This is a genomic window from Rothia sp. HC945 (assembly GCF_051370785.1).
GTDB lineage: Bacteria > Actinomycetota > Actinomycetes > Actinomycetales > Micrococcaceae > Rothia.
The window spans coordinates 62,697-78,273 of sequence record NZ_JBFCSN010000002.1; the positions used below are offsets into that span (position 1 = coordinate 62,697).

Here is a 15,577-nt window from a genome sequence, read left to right on the forward strand (position 1 = left end):
TCAGAACTCCGAGATCGCTTTGGCGAGCGCTTCGGCACCGGCTCCCAGCTCCGGGCTCGAGTAGCGGATCTGGGCGTCGGGCATGACGACGATGTGCTTCTCTTTCCCGGCCTTCGTCTCCTTCAGGGTCGGGAAGGCGTCCCACAGGCCGTCCTCGCCGCCCCAGGCCTCGAGATCGGATTCGGCCATCACGATCACGTCAGGATCCGAGGCGAGAATGCCCTCATTGCTGAACTCACGGGACAGGCCGCGGAGCCCGCTGTCGGCCCCGACCGAGGTCATGCCGAGGTTCTCGATCATTTCGGTCCCGGGCGTCCCGGTTCCTGCCACGGAGTTTGCGCCACCCGCACCGGTCGCGGTCACCTGGATGACCTTGTGTCCCTTGAGGTCGGACTTGTCGACCTTCTTCTTGGCCGCATCCATGTCGGAGTTCAGCTTGTCGACCAGCTTGGTCCCGGCGTCGTGAGCACCCACGTAGTCGGCGACGGCCTGGAGCTTCTCGGCCTGGCTCTGTTGGTCGTCGACGACGACTGCATCCGTTCCGGCGTCGCGGAACTGCTTGGCGACGTCTCCGTGGCGCTTGGTGTTGTCACCGATGAACAGCGATCCGTCCAGAGCCAGCAGGCCTTCCGTGCCGGTCTGCTTGCTGAACTCGAAGTGCTCGGGAGCGTCCTTGCCCGCGGAGGAGGTGCTGTTGTTCGGGGCCGCATAGATCTTGTCCTTGAGGCCCAGCGCGGCCAGAGTCGAGGAAATGCCGTCACCGGCGGAAATGATCTTGGACGCATCCTTGACCGTCACCTCGCTCCCGGTCCCGTCGGTCACCGTGGTGGGCAGTTTGCTTTCGGCCCGGACGTCCTGGAAATCGGTGGTCCCCACCGCATGCTTCCAGCCCGAGGGCAGCTTGACCTGTTGGCTGTCGCCGGTCGTCTCCGACGAGCTGGCACTCGCCTGATCGGCTTCCGAGGTGGTGCTGCCTGCGTCGCCGCATCCCGACAGCACGAGGGCGCCGATGCCCAGCGCCGCGATCACCCCGGCGGCGGACCCGGAACGACGTCGTCCGGAGATCTGTCCCTGCCTCCGCTCGGCCCTTGAGGCGGATTCGGACGAACCGGCGAATTCGGTGTCCGTCGTGGCGAGGTGTGGTTCATTCTCATAGCGCGGTGACATGATTTCTTTCCTTTTCTCAGGGGGCCTGGGGGGCCCCGTTCCTGGGCGGGCTGACGGAGGGTTCGTCAGCCCGAGGTCGTTGGCGCGCCGACGGCCGCTTCGGCCGACGCATGGAGTCGCCGGTACCGGCCGCCCTGCGCGAGCAGGTCGTCGTGGGTTCCGAACTCCACGATCCGGCCGTGTTCCATGACGGCGATGCGGTCGCACCGGGCCGCCGTCGCCAAACGGTGCGCCACGATGACCGTGGTCGCATCGGTTGCGGCGACCGCGTCCATGACGGCCGATTGCGAGGCGGCATCGAGGTGCGCCGTGGCTTCGTCGAGCAGGAGCAGATCGGTTCCGGCGAGTTCGGCCCTCGCGAGGGCGATGAGTTGCCGGTGGCCCTGCGCGAGGTTCGATCCGCCGTCGTCGACCTGGTAACGGAATCCGCGAGGCAGGCGGGCGATGGCCAGGATCGCGCCGCTGCGTCGGGCTGCGGCCTCGACCTCGGCGTCCGTCGCATCGGGGCGCGCGTAGCGGATGTTCTCGGCGATCGTGGTGTCGAATAGGTGAGGCGCCTGGCCCACGACCCCGACGCGACGACGGTACGTCTCACGGTCGAGGCCTCCCCTGTCCCGGTCCCCGATCTCGACCCGCCCGGTCTCGGCCTCGTAGAGCCAGGCCATGACCTTGACCAAGGTGGTCTTGCCGGCGCCGGTGCTTCCGACGACGGCAAGGCTGGACCCCTGGTCCAGGGTGAGATCGACGTTCTTGAGGGCGGGTTCGACGGCGCCGTCGTGCGTGTAGGAGACATCGTCGAGGCGGATGTGACCCGAAAGCCGGGACGCATCCGCGGCCGTACGATCGCTGTCGACGACGTCGGCCTCCTCCTGCGGTATCGCGAGCAGCTCGTCCGTGCGCTTCTGCCCGATCCGCGCCTGCTGGAAGGAATCGAAAATATTCGCCAGCTGTTGGATCGGCCCGTAGAACTGCCCGAGGAACAACAGGAACGCGGCCAGGACACCGGGGGTCACCGTCCCGTCCGCAACGAACCGTGCGCCGGCGACCAGGACGAGGGCGTTCGAGACCTGCGAACAAAAGACCACGAACGGGAAGTACAGGGCGATGTACCGTTGGGCCTTTTCGCGGGAGACCCTGTATGCGTCCGAGACCTTCTGGAAGAACTGGGAAGCGATCGACTGCTTCCCGTGGGACTGCACCACGCGCAGGCCCGAGATGTTCTCCTGCAAGGAGCTGTTGACCTTCCCGATGTCTTCTCTGGCCCTGTCGTAGGCCTTGGTCGAGAGACGCTGGAAGATGATCGTGGCGACCAGGACCAGCGGAATCGGGGACAAGGCGATGACGGCCAACAATGGATTGAACACGAGCATCGCGACACCGATACCGAACATCGTGATCAGGGACATCAACCCGTTGACCAAGCCGGATTGCAGGAATCGCGAGAGCGAGTCCACGTCGACCGTCAGCCGCGTCATGACCTGGCCGCCCTGTTCCTTCTCGAAGTACGGCAGGGAGAATCCGAGCACGTGCCTGAAGCTGCGCACCCTGACCCCGTATTGCACGGACTCCGACCCCTTCGCACTGAACAAGGACTGACCGATGTAGAAGATCCAGTCTCCGGCGATGAGGGACCACGCCAGGATCGCGTAGAACAGCAGGGTCCTGTGATCGCCCGGGGCGATGCCTTCATCGATCCCGCGTTGGATCATGAGCGGGACCAGCACGGTGGCCAACGAGCTCAGGGCGATGAGCACCAGTGCCGCCGTGAAAAGCCCCTTGACCGGTTTCAGCATCTGGGCCACGCGGGTGACCTTCGGGTCGGCGGCCATCGACGCCGCGGCGTCGGGAAGCCGCGTGAGCCAGCCGCCCCGGTCGGCCTGCGCGTCCTCCGGCATGTCGGCGCCGAGCGCGGGCTTCGTTGGTTCCGTGGTCTCGGCGTCGGGCCAGAGATCCGTTTCTCCGGAAACCCGGTCGATTTCCTCGTGCCCGCCGGCCATGAGATCGGCGAACTGCGGGCAGGAACGCATCAGCTCCTCGCGGGTTCCTTCGCCGACCGTTCGGCCGTCGTCGAGCACGACGATCCTGTCGGCGATCTCGAGCGTGCTCCGACGGCGGGCGATGAGCAGAGTGCACTTGGACGACGCCGGATCCGCCGCGTCACCTGGATGACTCCCCGCCCCGGACCTGGCGTATCGACGCAGGGTCGCATTGATGCCGCTCTCGGTGGTCGCGTCCACGGAGCTCGTGGCGTCGTCGACGATCAATACTCTCGGTTGTGTGAGCAGAGCCCTCGCGAGGGCGATACGTTGCCGCTGCCCGCCGGAGAGGTTCCGACCGCCCTCGGCCAGTTCGGTCTCGTAGGCATGCTCCATCTGGACGATGAACTCATCGGCGCCCGCGGCGATCGCGGCCGCACGCACCTGCTCTTCGGAGCTGTCCGGGGTCCCGTACGCAATGTTCTCCCGCACGGTCGCGCGGAAAAGGAAGGGGTCCTCGAAGACGACGCCGACTTCCTGTCTCAGTTCCGAGAGCCTGAGCTCACGGATGACGCGCTGGCCGTCCGTCTCGGTCGTCTCCCCCGCGGCGGGATCGCCGATCAGCACCGATCCTCCGGTGACGTCGTAGAACCGGGGCGCGAGCAGGGCCAGGGTCGACTTGCCGGACCCGGATGCGCCGACTACGGCCACCGTTTCACCGGGCCGAACGGTCAGGCTGACGTCGTGGAGCACGGGTTCGTCCGAGGTGTAGCCGAAGGAGATGTTCTTCAGTTGGAGGCCCGTGCTGCGGGGCGGGTGTTCCGCGCCGTCCTTCATCTCGGGGCGAGCATCCATCAGTTCGAAGATGCGCTCGGCGCACGTGCGCGTCCTTTGAGCGATCACCAGGAACGACGCCATCACGCGGGTTGGTCCCGTGAGCATGCTCAGGTACGTGGAGAAGGCAACGAAGGTCCCCAGATCCAACCGGCCCGTGGTGACTTGCCAGCCGCCGACGAGCAGGAGCGCCGCCTGGCCGGCCGGAGGCAGCGCGAGCATGGTCGCGCTCGGGGCCGCCTGCGCACGCATCGTTTGCATGCGGCGCGAGAACAACGATCGGCTGGCCTTCTCGACCCACCGGATATGCCTCGTCTCCTGAACGAAAGATTTGACCACGGAGATTCCGGACAGGGCGGACCTGATGTTCTCGGTGATCTGCCCGACGTCGTGCTGGGCGGCGGCCGAGGTCTCGAAGACGCGCTTGCGCGTCCGCCACGCGGTGAAGCCCAACAGGGCGACCACGCCGACGGCGATCAGGGTCAGGCTCGGCGAGAGCCAGAGCATGACCGCGATGCCGAACACGTAGTAGGAGATGACGGAGACGGGCACGGGGCACATCTGCATCATGGACTGGACCTGCTGGAGGTCGTTATTGGTCCTGGAGACCACCTGCCCGGTGCGCAGTGAGTCCTGGGCCGGGCCGTCGAGTCGCTGGATCGAGTCGAAGACGCGGCTGCGGAGCCTGTGCTGCACCCGGAGGGACAGCTTTCCCGCGGTGAACCGGCGGAGGTAATCGCCCAGGAAGTCGAAGGCCGCGATTCCGACCAGACCCGCACCGAGCCACCACAGCTGGGACACGTCGCCGGCCATAGCGCCGTTGACGCCTTGCCTGGTCAGGAGGGGGCCAGCGACGACGGCCGCGATGGTCGCCACGGATACCACGAGGATGAGCCCGACGAGGCCCGGGAATTCGCAACAAACCCTCAGCAGGCGCCGGAGGTACCCTTCGTCGTGTTCACGATCCGTCTGGGATTCGGTGGTAGATACGATCGTCTACACCCCCACCAGCGCGCCGGAGAGACGATCGGCCACCTCGGCAGGGCCAGGCATGCCGCGGATCTCGGACCGAACTTCTTCCGCCTGTTCCCTGTACTCGGGACCGTGAACGACGGAGCGGATCGTCTCGGCGGTGAGACCGCCGTCGCCGGGAACGATGCCGCAACCGCGTTCCTGCACGATCCTCGCGTTCATCGGGCGGTCGGCGCCCTCGCCGAAGACGATCTGAGGCACACCCGCGGCCAGAGCGGTGAACGTATTGCCGGCACCACCGTGATGAATGAACACGTCCGAGTTCTCGACCAGTCCGCCCATCGGGATCCAGTCGGTGAGGGTCACGTTGCTCGGCAGCTCGTCCACGAGCTCTTCCCGGGCGTTGTCCTTGAGCTGCAGAACCACCTGGGCGTCGAGTTCGTCGGCCCGGTGGAGAACCCAGTCGATCAGGTCGAGCCCATCGACCATGGGCTTCAGCGTGCCGAGGCTGACGAGCACCCGAGGCCGCTCCGGCCGGACCCACCAGTCCTGGAAGATCGCGCCTCCGTTGTACGGCACATACCGCAGTGGCATGGTCAGCTCGGACGGGTGGTCGAGCACGCTCATGCTCGGCGGCGCGACGTCGAGCCAGGCCAGGTCCTCGCGGGGTTCGGCGACGCCGTGCTGCTCGAACTTCTCGCGGAGGGAGTGGGTCACCGTGTCCACGTGCTTCTGCTGGTGGGCGAAGCCCACGGTCTGCAGGACCGTGGGGATGCCGAATCTGGCGCCCAGGAGTCGCCCGACCACGCCCAGCGGCGGATAGACGATCAGGTCAGGCATCCACGAACCGGTGAATTCCACGAGACGGTCCGTCATTTCGTGGCTGAAGAAGGAGAAGTCTCCCGGCGCGGTCCCAATATTGGCCTGTTTCCGCTCGTCCTCACGACGCCGGTACTCGGCGTCGGGGTCCAGGCCGGGTGCCGCGTCGAAGGACACCAGGCCGGCTTCGGCCACACGGTGCGACATGTCTCCGGCGGTCCCCACGACGACCTCGTGACCCGAGGCCCTCAGGCCCTGCGCCAGCGAGATCACGGGGTACAAGAGTCCGTAGAGGGGCGGACCGATGACGAGAACTCTCATGGGATTCCTTGCAAAATTGGGGGAGCTTGGCCTGGCTTTGCCCGGCGTTTGTAGAGCCTAACCAAATCGCCGAAGCAAAGTCCATTGACTACCGCCCTTCCCGAATCCAGGCGTCATACCGGAGACTTACGGCACATCCAGCTTGCGCCTCCCGAGTCCGTATGGAATAGCTTAGATTTCTGTAGCTTATTTTATGGGCCACTCGGTGGCCACAGGACAGTGCACCCCGATACGCAAGGACGAGCTCCGACGATGAAGACCCCGACACACGCCCTGGAGACCACGGGCTTCCTGGACGAGGAGTCGATCGCCCGAACCATGAAGAACGCGACGTGCGAGGAATTGGAACGGTGGTGGGCCGAGGTCTCTCGTCGCGGGACCCCCATGGTGGACCCCGGGTCGGACCTCGTCACCTTCCTGTGGCGGGGCAAGCACGTCCGCGACGACGCCGAGGGTTCCGAATCCGTCCACCTGGCCATGAACCGCGTGACGGACAAGGCCCTCTACGACCACGGACTGATGCGGCACGTCCCCGGGACGGACATCTGGGTCCGAACCCTCGAGCTCGAACCGTCCCTGCGCGTCAGTTACGCCTTCACGCCCATGTCCCCGGAACAGCAGCGACGCTCCGGTCCCCCTCGGTTCAACGCCTACGATTCCTTGCTCGACCCTCTCAACCCCGGGCAGCCCCTGGTGGACCGGGGGCGGCACGGCCTGTCGGTCTACTCCGGACCCACGGCTCCGGCCCAACAGGAATGGGACGACCACAGGTCCCGCACGTTGCGCGGGCGCATCGTGCGAGACGTCAGGGCTCTTCCCCGCGCCGAGACCTCGGGCCGCGCAAGGGACCACTGGCTGTACCTCCCGTCCCCGGTGAAGGACGAGCGCCATGCAGCACCCCTTGCCCTGCTCACGATCTTCGACGCCGAGAACTGGTTCGGAAACCTCTGGTTGCCCTACGCATTGGAGGCGGCCACGGACTCGGGCCGGATTCCTCCGGTGGCCGTTCTGGGCATCGCCAACAACGACACCCCTGACCGGATCGCGTGTCTCGGGGCGAACACGGGATTCCTGCGCGACGTCGCGGAGGACGCGACGGAGTGGGCCGAGGACTGCGCCCGGACCGTGGGTATCGAGCTCAGGGGACGCGACGGCCGGATCATCGCCGGACAGAGCCTGGGTGGCCTCTCTGCGCTGGTCGCCGCCCTGGACCTGCCTCACGCTTTCGGACACGCCCTCGCCCACTCCCCCTCGCTCTGGTGGACCCCCGACGGAGCCTCGAAACCGCACGATCTCGGGACCCGTGAGGGCATGGACTGGATCACCGAGCGGTACCAGTCCTCGACTCCCCAGGACGTGTCCGTGGAGATCGCGATCGGCGAGCGCGAGGGCCTCACCGTCCCGCGGGGTCGAATCCTGCACCGGACCATGCTCGACGCCGGGTGGTCCAGCGCGCTGACCATGTACACCGGCGGTCATGACTTCGCGTGGTGGCGCGGCGCCGTCGTCGACGGCCTGGCCCGAGCGCTGAGGACCGAACCGCACGAAGAGCGGAATTCGGACAGTTTCTTCGACCCATCGATGAGGAGTTCCATTGCCCCTGCCCAGTATTGATCCGTACACCCTCGACGCCGAGTCGCCGTGGCCCAACAGAACCGAGTGGCAGTTCGATCCGAACCGGGCGCTGCTACTCGTCCACGACATGCAGAACCATTTCGTCGATGCCTTCGACCGGACTCCCGGCTCCCAGATCGAGACCGCCGTCGAGCAGTCCCGCGTCCTGCGCGACTTCTTCCACGAAGCAGGCGCCCCGGTGGTTTACACGGCGCAACCTCCGTCCCAGGACCCGGCCGATCGCCAGCTTCTGACTGATTTCTGGGGTCCCGGACTGACGAATGAGCACGCCGCCGGCATCATCGACGAGCTTGCTCCCGATGAGCGGGACGCCGTCCTGACCAAGTGGAGGTACAGCGCGTTCTACCGCACCGACCTGGATTACAGGTTGCGCAATCACGGGCGGGACCAGCTGGTGATCGCCGGCGTCTACTCACATATCGGGTGCCTGACCACGGCCTTGGAAGCGTATATGGAGGGCATTCAGGTGTTCTTCGTCGCGGATGCCCAAGCCGATTTCGATCTCTCGCACCACCGGATGGCGCTCGAGTACGTCGCCGGACGGTGTGGACAGGTGTGCACGACCGAGGAGATCGTCCGGAGTCCGGTCGCGCCCTCACGGGACAGCGGTGGGCGGCGCGTCGAGGAGATGGCCTCGTGAAGGATCTGCCCCAGGCGATCGTCGTGACCGGAGGTTCGGGCGGCATCGGCAGAGTCGTCGTCGATTTGTTGCGGGATCGCGCCGAGGACCACGGTGGTGCCGTGGTGGTCTCCGCGGACCGAACCCGTGCTCCCCGGCCCGGAACCGAGGGCGGGCCGAGCGATGGTGTCGAGCACAGGGATTTGGATGTGACGGATCCCGACGCGGTGGCCTCGTTCTTCGAAGACCTCTCGGCTCGTTACCGGATCAGGTCGCTGGTCAACGCGGCCGGGACGATTGCGACGGGTCCCGCACTGGAGACCACGGAGGCCGACGTCCTCCGGATGATCGATGTCAACGCCCTCGGCGTGCTGCGCGCGAGCACGGCCGCGGCCCGCGTGATGGTCCGCCAGGGAGGCCATGACCCAGGGACCCGCCCCTTGCGCTCGATCGTCACCATTGCTTCTAATGCCGGCGCCGGTCCGCGCGCCGACTTCGCCGCCTACGGAGCAAGCAAGGCATTCGCGGCGCAGTACACGCGCAGTCTCGGGCTCGAACTCGGCGGCGCGGGAATTCGGTGCGCCGTGGTCAACCCGGGCACCACGAAGACCCCCATGGTCGAGGGCCTGTGGCAGGGCGTGGACCGCACGGCACAGACCGTGATGGGCGACGCCGCTCTCTATCGGTCCGGAATTCCGCTGGGACGCGTCGCGGATCCTCAGGACATTGCCGAGGTCGTCGAGTTCCTCGTGTCGGCCCGGGCGGCACACATCACAGCAACCGAACTGACCGTGGACGGAGGCGCCACACAACGATGAATTCTCCCCTACTCGAAGAAAGACCCACGACGACCGTGACTGCTCCTGCGGATGGGAACGCAGATTTCGCGTTCTCCTCCGGCAGGTGGACCCTGGAAGCCTCGGGCGGCGAGGTCCTGTGGCCGGTCTTCGGTCGGAGTCCGGGGGCGGCCCGGGAGGTCATCCGCGATCTGCGGGAGCGAGAGCGCGCCACCGGACGGACCCAGGTGCTGTGCGGAATGATCCCCTTCGATCTCTCCGAGCCCGCCGAATTGCGCATGACCGACGACGCCGTGTGGACCCCTCACGTCGCGACCGGCTCGGGCGACGTCGTTCCCGGGGAGCTACCGGCCCCGCCCGAGTCCGAGCGGTTTCGGCACAACGTCTCCGAGGCCCTGGACCGGATCGGTGCCGGAACCCTGGAGAAGGTGGTCCTGTCCCGGACCACGACCATGCGGCTCAAGGAAACGGACCGCCGGAGAGCCGAGGAACGTCTGTTCGATCGCTTGTCCGGCGTGGGCGGCCGGGCTGACGTCTTCCGTGTCCGCATGCAGGACGGCAGCTCCTGGATCGGGGCGAGCCCGGAGATCATAGCGGATGTCAACGACTCCAGATTCGTGACCCACCCCTTGGCGGGATCGCTCGGTCGTTCCCCCGGAGGGCCGGACGCCGAAGAGGCCACGCGCCTGCTCTCGTCCTCGGCCAAGGACCTGCACGAGCACGGCTTCGTAACCCGGCACATCCGCGAGTCGATCGGCCGCCTCGCGAGCGAGCTCCAGGTGCCGGTCCGCCCCCAACTGTTCGCAACGGACTCGATGTGGCATCTCGGCACGCGGATCACCGGTCGCCTGGCGCCCGAGGTCTCGGCCTTGGAAGCCGCCCTCGCCATCCATCCGACGCCCGCCGTGGGCGGTACCCCGGTCGGCCCGGCGGTACGCACGATCCTGGACCTCGAGGGCGGGTCACGCCGCTACTATTCCGGCCTGGTGGGCTGGACCGATTCCTCGGGCAACGGCCGCTGGTCGCTCGCGCTGCGCTGCGCGAGCCTCGAGGGGCAGTTCATCACCCTGTACGCAGGGGCCGGGATCGTGGCGGGTTCCGATCCCGAGAGCGAACACGCGGAAACCGCTTCGAAGTTCAGGACGGTTCTGCGCGCGCTCAACGGCCTCGTCTGAGGCAGGACCTACCAGCGCAATCTGCTCCTGCCGGGGCCGGCTCGTCCGGCCCCGGCGGGAGCATGTTGAGGGTCAGAGCATCCGCTTGGCTCCGGAGAACTCGCCCTTGGAATCCCATTGCTTCCAATCGGTCACCGACACGGTGGTCGACTCGTTGGGGGCGTGAATCATCTTGCCGTCGCCCATGTACATCCCGACGTGGTGCACGGCCCCCGTACCGCCCGGCTGGGCGAAGAACAGCAAGTCACCGGGCTGAAGGTCGTCCTCCGCCACGTCCTGGCCGAACTCCGCCTGGGCGTCGGCGTCGCGCGGGATATCGATCCCGTGGGCCCGGTACATGCTGTACGTGAAGCCGGAGCAGTCGTACCCGTAGGAGGACACGCCTGCCCACAGGTAGCGCAGCCCGTCGAATTGCTTGCCGGTCTCGACGACCTGTTCACCGGTCGGTCGCTCGGGCTTCTCCCCCGGGGCGTATACCGAGACGTCCGTCGCCTTGACCGATCCGGTCCCACCGGTCGGCAGGCCCACCTGCACCGACGAACCATCCTGCGAGACCACCGGCAGTTCCGTGTTGAAGCTCAGGTTGAGGTTGCTGCCGTCCTCCCCCGAGTCGCCGGTCAGAGCCGCCTTGTCCGAGGTGACGACCGCGCGTTGACCGGAATCCTTCTGCTCGTCGAAGGACTGGTTCTCGATCAGCTGTCCCGTGGGAACCCAGCCCGGGTATCCGCGATCGTCCTTGGGAGTCGACTGATCGTTGACCGCGACCTTGGACCAGTCCCCCTTGGTCTCGATGACCGAGACCTCGGACCCGTAGACCGCTTGGGTCTCCGTGTGGCCGGTCAGCCACCCACGGTCTTCGGTCCTTTCCATATTCTTGTTCCACTGATCGAGATCGACCGGGTTGGTCGTAGATGGCTCGTCCATGGGCCGCGTCTGCTCCGGTTCGCCCCACAGGGTCGCGACCGTGGTGTCCACGAATGCCGTGTCCCCGGCCTCGATCCCTTCCCCAGGCTGGGATACAGTCTGGCCCTGATCGGCGGGCTCGGCGAGTGCCGGGCCACCAGCCAGCGAACAGGCCAGGCCGAGTGCTCCGGCCGTGGCGATAGAACGGTGAAATCTCATGGTGCTGTCCCTTCGGTGAGTGCAGAATCCATTGACATGCCGAGACCGGGTGCCTCGGTGAGTGAGAGCCGGGAGCCCTCGAGCTCGTACCCCCCGGAGATCCGCGGGTCCTGGATCCATTCGGCGGAGTCCAGGTCGACGAGCTGAATATTGGGGTGCGCGAGTGCCACGTGGGCCGCCGCGGCAACCGAGACGCGAGGCTCCATCATGGCGCCCATCATGCAGCCGACTCCGGCGGTTGCGGCCAGGTCGGCGATGGCCAGCGCGGGGCGGATACCACCGCACTTGGCGAGTTTGATGTTGATGAGGTCCGCTGCCTCTCGACGCAGAATCTCCCAGGCGTCACGTTCGTCGGCCACGGACTCGTCGGCCATGATCGGGGTATCGACAGCGGCCGTGACCTGGGCCAACGCCTCCAGGTTTGCTTTGGGCGTGGGTTGTTCGACCAGATCGACCGGTATGCCGGCGTCCTCGATCCGGCGAATCATACGGATGGCCTCCTTCGCGCCCCACCCCTGATTGGCGTCGAGCCGGAATCGGGCCGAAGGCACGGCCTCGTGAACGGACTCGAGACGATTGAGGTCGACGGCGGGGTCCCCGCCCAATTTGACCTTGAGAATCTCGAATCCGTCCGAGCTGGCGGCGACGGCCTCGCGAGCCATGGCCTCCGGGTCGTCCAGGCTGATCGTCATGTCCGTGGGAGCGTGTGCGTCCGGCCGTCCGCCCAGGGCGACGGCCAGGGGCACGCCGAGTCCGGTGGCCCAGGCATCGTGGAGAGCCACATCCACCGCCGACTTGGCGCTGGTATTGCCCACGCAGCAGCTCGCGATCGCGTCCTCGGCCTCCCGCAGGGAGAGGTCACGACCCGCGAGTGCCTCGAACACGGGACCATTGATCGCGGCCAGGGAGGAGGCCACCGATTCCCCGGTGACCGCCCACGTCTCGGCGGCCGTCCCGTATCCGATGGAGCCGTCCTCCAGCTCGAGTTCGACGAGCACGCCCTGCACGGACTCGACGCGCCGGCGCGAGGTGATGAACGGCCGCTTGAGCGGTCCGCTGTACGGCATGGCGCGGAGGTCCCGCAACCGGTTCAGTCCGTTCGTGGTCATGATTGTCCTTTCCGAAGGGTATGGGCGGCGAGCATCAGAGAAGCGCCAGAACCTGTGCGGCCATGAGGCCGAAGAAGGTTCCGGCGAATGCGCCGATCAGCGCGAACAGGACACCCACGGGCACGAGCTGACGGTTGAACGCGCTCGCGACCACGGGTGCCGAGGCGATGCCGCCAATATTGGCGGTACTCGCCACGGCCAGGCTGAACAGCTCGGTGCGGGTCAGCTTCGCGTACAGCACCACGATGGCGATGTGCACGATCATCACGATCACGCCGGCCACGAGGTAGAGCGGGGCCTGTCCCAGCGACGCGAAGTCGGACTGGGACGCGATGATCCCGATGATCATGTAGAGCATGACCGTCGCTACTTCGCTGGACCCCGCGACGTTGCCGAGCTTCGTGGAGCCGATGACCAGGCCAAGAACGCTGACGATCAGGATCGTCCAGGTGCTGGAGGTGATCACGACGCCGATTTCCGGCAGGAGACCGCCGATGCTGGACGCCGCCGCGGAGATGAAGATACTGAATCCGATTACGCAGATCAGGGAGGTCAGATCGATGGGCTTCTGGTCCGCGGTCCCTTCATTGTTCGCGTGCACATCCAGATACCGGGTGTCGGCCTTCGTCCACTTGTTGAATTTGTCCGAGATCGAGACCGAGCCGAACATGACCAGGAGCCACACGGAGTAGATGATCGTGTCGACGATCAGCACGTATCCGAAGACATCTTGGGGCGCGTGCAGGATCGACTGGACGGCCACCATGTTGGCTGAACCCCCGGTCCAGGATGCCGCGAGCGCGCCGAGTGCTTTCCAGGCCTCGGGGTCCAACACGGCGTGGAGGATCAGGTACGAGACGACGAAGCCCACGAAGATACTGAACGCCGTGACCACGTAGGTCAGCAACAGCTTGGGCCCGAGTTTGATGATCTTGCGGACATCGCATTGGAACAGCAGCAACAGGATCATCGCGGGCAGCAGGGCGTCCTGAACCCCTGTCCCGAGGTCGAGGACTTCGTCGCCCTGGCTGAACACCCCCACGGTGTTCAGCAGTGCGGTGAGGATGTACATGAGCACGAAGCCCGGCACATAACGGAAGAATGCCAAACGAGAGCGTTTCTCGCAGTAGACGATGACAGCAGCCAGCGCAAGCAAGACCCCCAAGAAGAGGAAGCCGTCGGTGATCATGCTCGTTTCCTTTCTGCACCCTGAGTACAAAAAAGTCGGAAACACCGGGACAGTCTGGTCCGGTATTTCCGACTGGGTCCGGTCCCCGGGGAGGGACCAAGCAATCAGGTGCCTAACGTGTGTTGTCGGTCGCGCAACGGTACTTGGACGCCGCATTGCGCAACGCCGTGATCAGAGCCCGTTGGGACGATCCGTGGTACCTGGTGGAGATCCGCTCAACCAGGTCTTCCTCCTCATCGATGCCGGCACCGACGATCAAGCTCCTGACGAACGCGTTCGTCAGCGCCAACGTCGCCGTGCATTCTGCATCGAGAATTCGGTGCGTGTCCGTATCGACGACGAGCCCGATGAAGAAAAGCCCGAACTTGGAGGTGATCGGGTTGTTCGACGGGGACTTCGCCTCTCCTGTCACGAAGATCGAGGAACACATGCAAAAACTTTAACCCATGTCACATTCAAAACATAGCTGTTACGACGCCGTCGCGTTCGCTGCCGAGGCCGCGCCCGTGCCGACCCACGTGGTCACGGTCGGTCGCTCTGCCAGGTCCGCTGCCAGGTCCTGGACATCCTGAGCCGTGACCGCCCTGATGTTCTCGTGGAGTTCGTCCAGATCGGTGAAGTGTCCGGTGTCCAGCTCGGACCGGCCGAGTCGCGACATGCGCGAACCCGGGTCCTCGCTCCCGAGGATCGTGGCCCCGCTGAGTTGCCCCGTGAACTTGTCCAACTCACGCTCGCGCAGACCCAACTCGGCGAGCCGGTCAAGTTCCGCCCGCATCAGGTCGACCACGACCGGCGCCTTGTCCGCGGTGCACCCCGCGTACATCCCGAAGTATCCGGCGTCGGAATAGGAGCCACCGAAGGAGAACGTGTTGTAGGCCAGCCCACGCTTCTCCCGTATCTCCTGGAACAGTCGGGAGGACATGCCTCCGCCCAGGCAGGCGTTGAGCACGGACATCGCATACCGCTGCGGTGCCCCCGCGATCAGGCCGGTGCTCCCCAGCACCACGTTGGCCTGCTCGAAGGCTCGGTCAACGGTGTGGTCTCCGAATTCGGGGTGAAGGACGGCTGGGGTGCGAACCCTCCGCGGCGCGGGTTTTGTTCTCTCCGGAAGCTCCCATCCGGCCCGTTCGAGCGCGTCGAGCACGAGTCGCACGACAGTGGAGTGCTCGAGTCCGCCTGCGGCGGAAATGACCAGGCGGTCCGGGGTGTAGTACTTCGCGTAGTGCTCCCACACCGCGTCGCGGGCAACCTGGGTGATTTCGGACGGAGTGCCGCCGATCGGCCGGCCCAGGGGGTGCTCCCCCATGACCTTCGCGGTGAAGTTCTCGAAGGCAACGTCCGTTGGGTCGTCCAGGTCCATCGCTATTTCCTCGAGGATCACTCCACGCTCTTGCTCGAGCTCGCGGGGATCGATGCTGGCCGAGGTCACCATGTCGGCGATGACATCCACGGCCATACCGACGTCCTCGGACAGAACCCTGGCGTAGTAGCAGGTGTGCTCCTTGGCCGTCAGGGCGTTGGATTCTCCCCCGACGGCGTCGAACTCCTCCGCGATATCCAGGGCGCTGCGCGAGGGCGTGCCCTTGAAGAGGAGGTGCTCGAGAAAATGGGTCGAACCGTACATGCCCTGCGTCTCGTCGCGGGATCCGACGCCGAGCCAGAATCCCAGCGCGACGCTGCGCTGGCCCGGCATCCGCTCGGTCAGGACTCGGACTCCGCCGGGCAGTACGGATCGCCTCACCTCGTTGCCGCCCTCGGTCGCGCACACCAGGCGTCCGTGCTCGTAGTCGAATTCTTCGGCAAGCTGCTCGGGATCGAGACCCAATGCGTATGGCATGGCGA

At 66.0% G+C, this 15,577-nt stretch carries 12 protein-coding genes; 4 read left to right on the plus strand and 8 right to left on the minus strand.

Annotated features, from left to right (window positions below; genetic code table 11):
• The 3 genes from AB0Y14_RS08860 to AB0Y14_RS08870 form a co-directional block, all read right to left on the minus strand.
• On the minus strand, positions 1-1,167 hold the full coding sequence (locus AB0Y14_RS08860) for a heme/hemin ABC transporter substrate-binding protein (RefSeq protein WP_436588905.1): 1,167 nt from the start codon (positions 1,165-1,167) through the stop codon (positions 1-3).
• A 65-nt stretch (positions 1,168-1,232) separates the two neighbouring features.
• Complete coding sequence (locus AB0Y14_RS08865; protein ID WP_436588906.1) at positions 1,233-4,862, minus strand: ABC transporter ATP-binding protein; 3,630 nt, start codon at positions 4,860-4,862, stop codon at positions 1,233-1,235.
• Between the two features lie 111 nt (positions 4,863-4,973).
• Positions 4,974-6,089, minus strand: a complete 1,116-nt coding sequence (locus AB0Y14_RS08870; RefSeq protein WP_436588907.1) for a nucleotide disphospho-sugar-binding domain-containing protein — start codon at positions 6,087-6,089, stop codon at positions 4,974-4,976.
• Between the two features lie 252 nt (positions 6,090-6,341).
• On the opposite strand from AB0Y14_RS08870, the gene AB0Y14_RS08875 reads away from it, so the two are divergent.
• From AB0Y14_RS08875 to AB0Y14_RS08890, 4 genes are read left to right on the plus strand one after another with little or no spacing between them, the layout of a single operon-like run.
• Entirely contained in the window at positions 6,342-7,703 is a 1,362-nt protein-coding gene (locus AB0Y14_RS08875; protein WP_436588908.1) for an enterochelin esterase domain-containing protein, read from the plus strand.
• On the plus strand, positions 7,684-8,364 hold the full coding sequence (locus AB0Y14_RS08880) for an isochorismatase family protein (RefSeq protein ID WP_436588909.1): 681 nt from the start codon (positions 7,684-7,686) through the stop codon (positions 8,362-8,364). Before AB0Y14_RS08875 ends, AB0Y14_RS08880 begins: the two co-directional genes overlap by 20 nt.
• On the plus strand, positions 8,361-9,161 hold the full coding sequence (locus tag AB0Y14_RS08885) for an SDR family oxidoreductase (RefSeq protein ID WP_436588910.1): 801 nt from the start codon (positions 8,361-8,363) through the stop codon (positions 9,159-9,161). The genes AB0Y14_RS08880 and AB0Y14_RS08885 overlap by 4 nt, the downstream gene beginning before the upstream one ends.
• Entirely contained in the window at positions 9,158-10,315 is a 1,158-nt protein-coding gene (locus AB0Y14_RS08890; protein WP_436588911.1) for an isochorismate synthase, read from the plus strand. Before AB0Y14_RS08885 ends, AB0Y14_RS08890 begins: the two co-directional genes overlap by 4 nt.
• Positions 10,316-10,387: 72 nt before the next feature.
• Here AB0Y14_RS08890 and AB0Y14_RS08895 read toward each other — a convergent pair whose 3' ends face one another.
• The 5 genes from AB0Y14_RS08895 to AB0Y14_RS08915 form a co-directional block, all read right to left on the minus strand.
• Positions 10,388-11,437 (minus strand): NlpC/P60 family protein, encoded by a 1,050-nt coding sequence (locus tag AB0Y14_RS08895; RefSeq protein WP_436588912.1) that lies wholly within the window; start codon positions 11,435-11,437, stop codon positions 10,388-10,390.
• Positions 11,434-12,546, minus strand: a complete 1,113-nt coding sequence (locus AB0Y14_RS08900; protein ID WP_436588913.1) for a dipeptide epimerase — start codon at positions 12,544-12,546, stop codon at positions 11,434-11,436. The genes AB0Y14_RS08895 and AB0Y14_RS08900 overlap by 4 nt, the downstream gene beginning before the upstream one ends.
• Positions 12,547-12,580: 34 nt before the next feature.
• Complete coding sequence (locus tag AB0Y14_RS08905) at positions 12,581-13,735, minus strand: DUF819 family protein (RefSeq protein WP_436588914.1); 1,155 nt, start codon at positions 13,733-13,735, stop codon at positions 12,581-12,583.
• 112 nt (positions 13,736-13,847) lie between these two features.
• Entirely contained in the window at positions 13,848-14,165 is a 318-nt protein-coding gene (locus AB0Y14_RS08910; RefSeq protein WP_436588915.1) for a DUF3870 domain-containing protein, read from the minus strand.
• 39 nt (positions 14,166-14,204) lie between these two features.
• Positions 14,205-15,572, minus strand: coding sequence for a M16 family metallopeptidase (locus tag AB0Y14_RS08915; protein WP_436588916.1), 1,368 nt, complete (start codon positions 15,570-15,572; stop codon positions 14,205-14,207).
• Positions 15,573-15,577 lie beyond the last annotated feature (5 nt).

What these genes read in the sequence shown, in the direction of transcription:
- AB0Y14_RS08915 (WP_436588916.1), bottom strand. Translation starts at nt 15,572, where the DNA reads ATGCCATACGCATTGGGTCTCGATCCCGAGCAGCTTGCCGAAGAATTC.
- AB0Y14_RS08910 (WP_436588915.1), bottom strand. Translation starts at nt 14,165, where the DNA reads ATGTGTTCCTCGATCTTCGTGACAGGAGAGGCGAAGTCCCCGTCGAAC.
- AB0Y14_RS08905 (WP_436588914.1), bottom strand. Translation starts at nt 13,735, where the DNA reads ATGATCACCGACGGCTTCCTCTTCTTGGGGGTCTTGCTTGCGCTGGCT.
- AB0Y14_RS08890 (WP_436588911.1), top strand. Translation starts at nt 9,158, where the DNA reads ATGAATTCTCCCCTACTCGAAGAAAGACCCACGACGACCGTGACTGCT.
- AB0Y14_RS08875 (WP_436588908.1), top strand. Translation starts at nt 6,342, where the DNA reads ATGAAGACCCCGACACACGCCCTGGAGACCACGGGCTTCCTGGACGAG.
- AB0Y14_RS08895 (WP_436588912.1), bottom strand. Translation starts at nt 11,437, where the DNA reads ATGAGATTTCACCGTTCTATCGCCACGGCCGGAGCACTCGGCCTGGCC.
- AB0Y14_RS08860 (WP_436588905.1), bottom strand. Translation starts at nt 1,167, where the DNA reads ATGTCACCGCGCTATGAGAATGAACCACACCTCGCCACGACGGACACC.
- AB0Y14_RS08870 (WP_436588907.1), bottom strand. Translation starts at nt 6,089, where the DNA reads ATGAGAGTTCTCGTCATCGGTCCGCCCCTCTACGGACTCTTGTACCCC.
- AB0Y14_RS08900 (WP_436588913.1), bottom strand. Translation starts at nt 12,546, where the DNA reads ATGACCACGAACGGACTGAACCGGTTGCGGGACCTCCGCGCCATGCCG.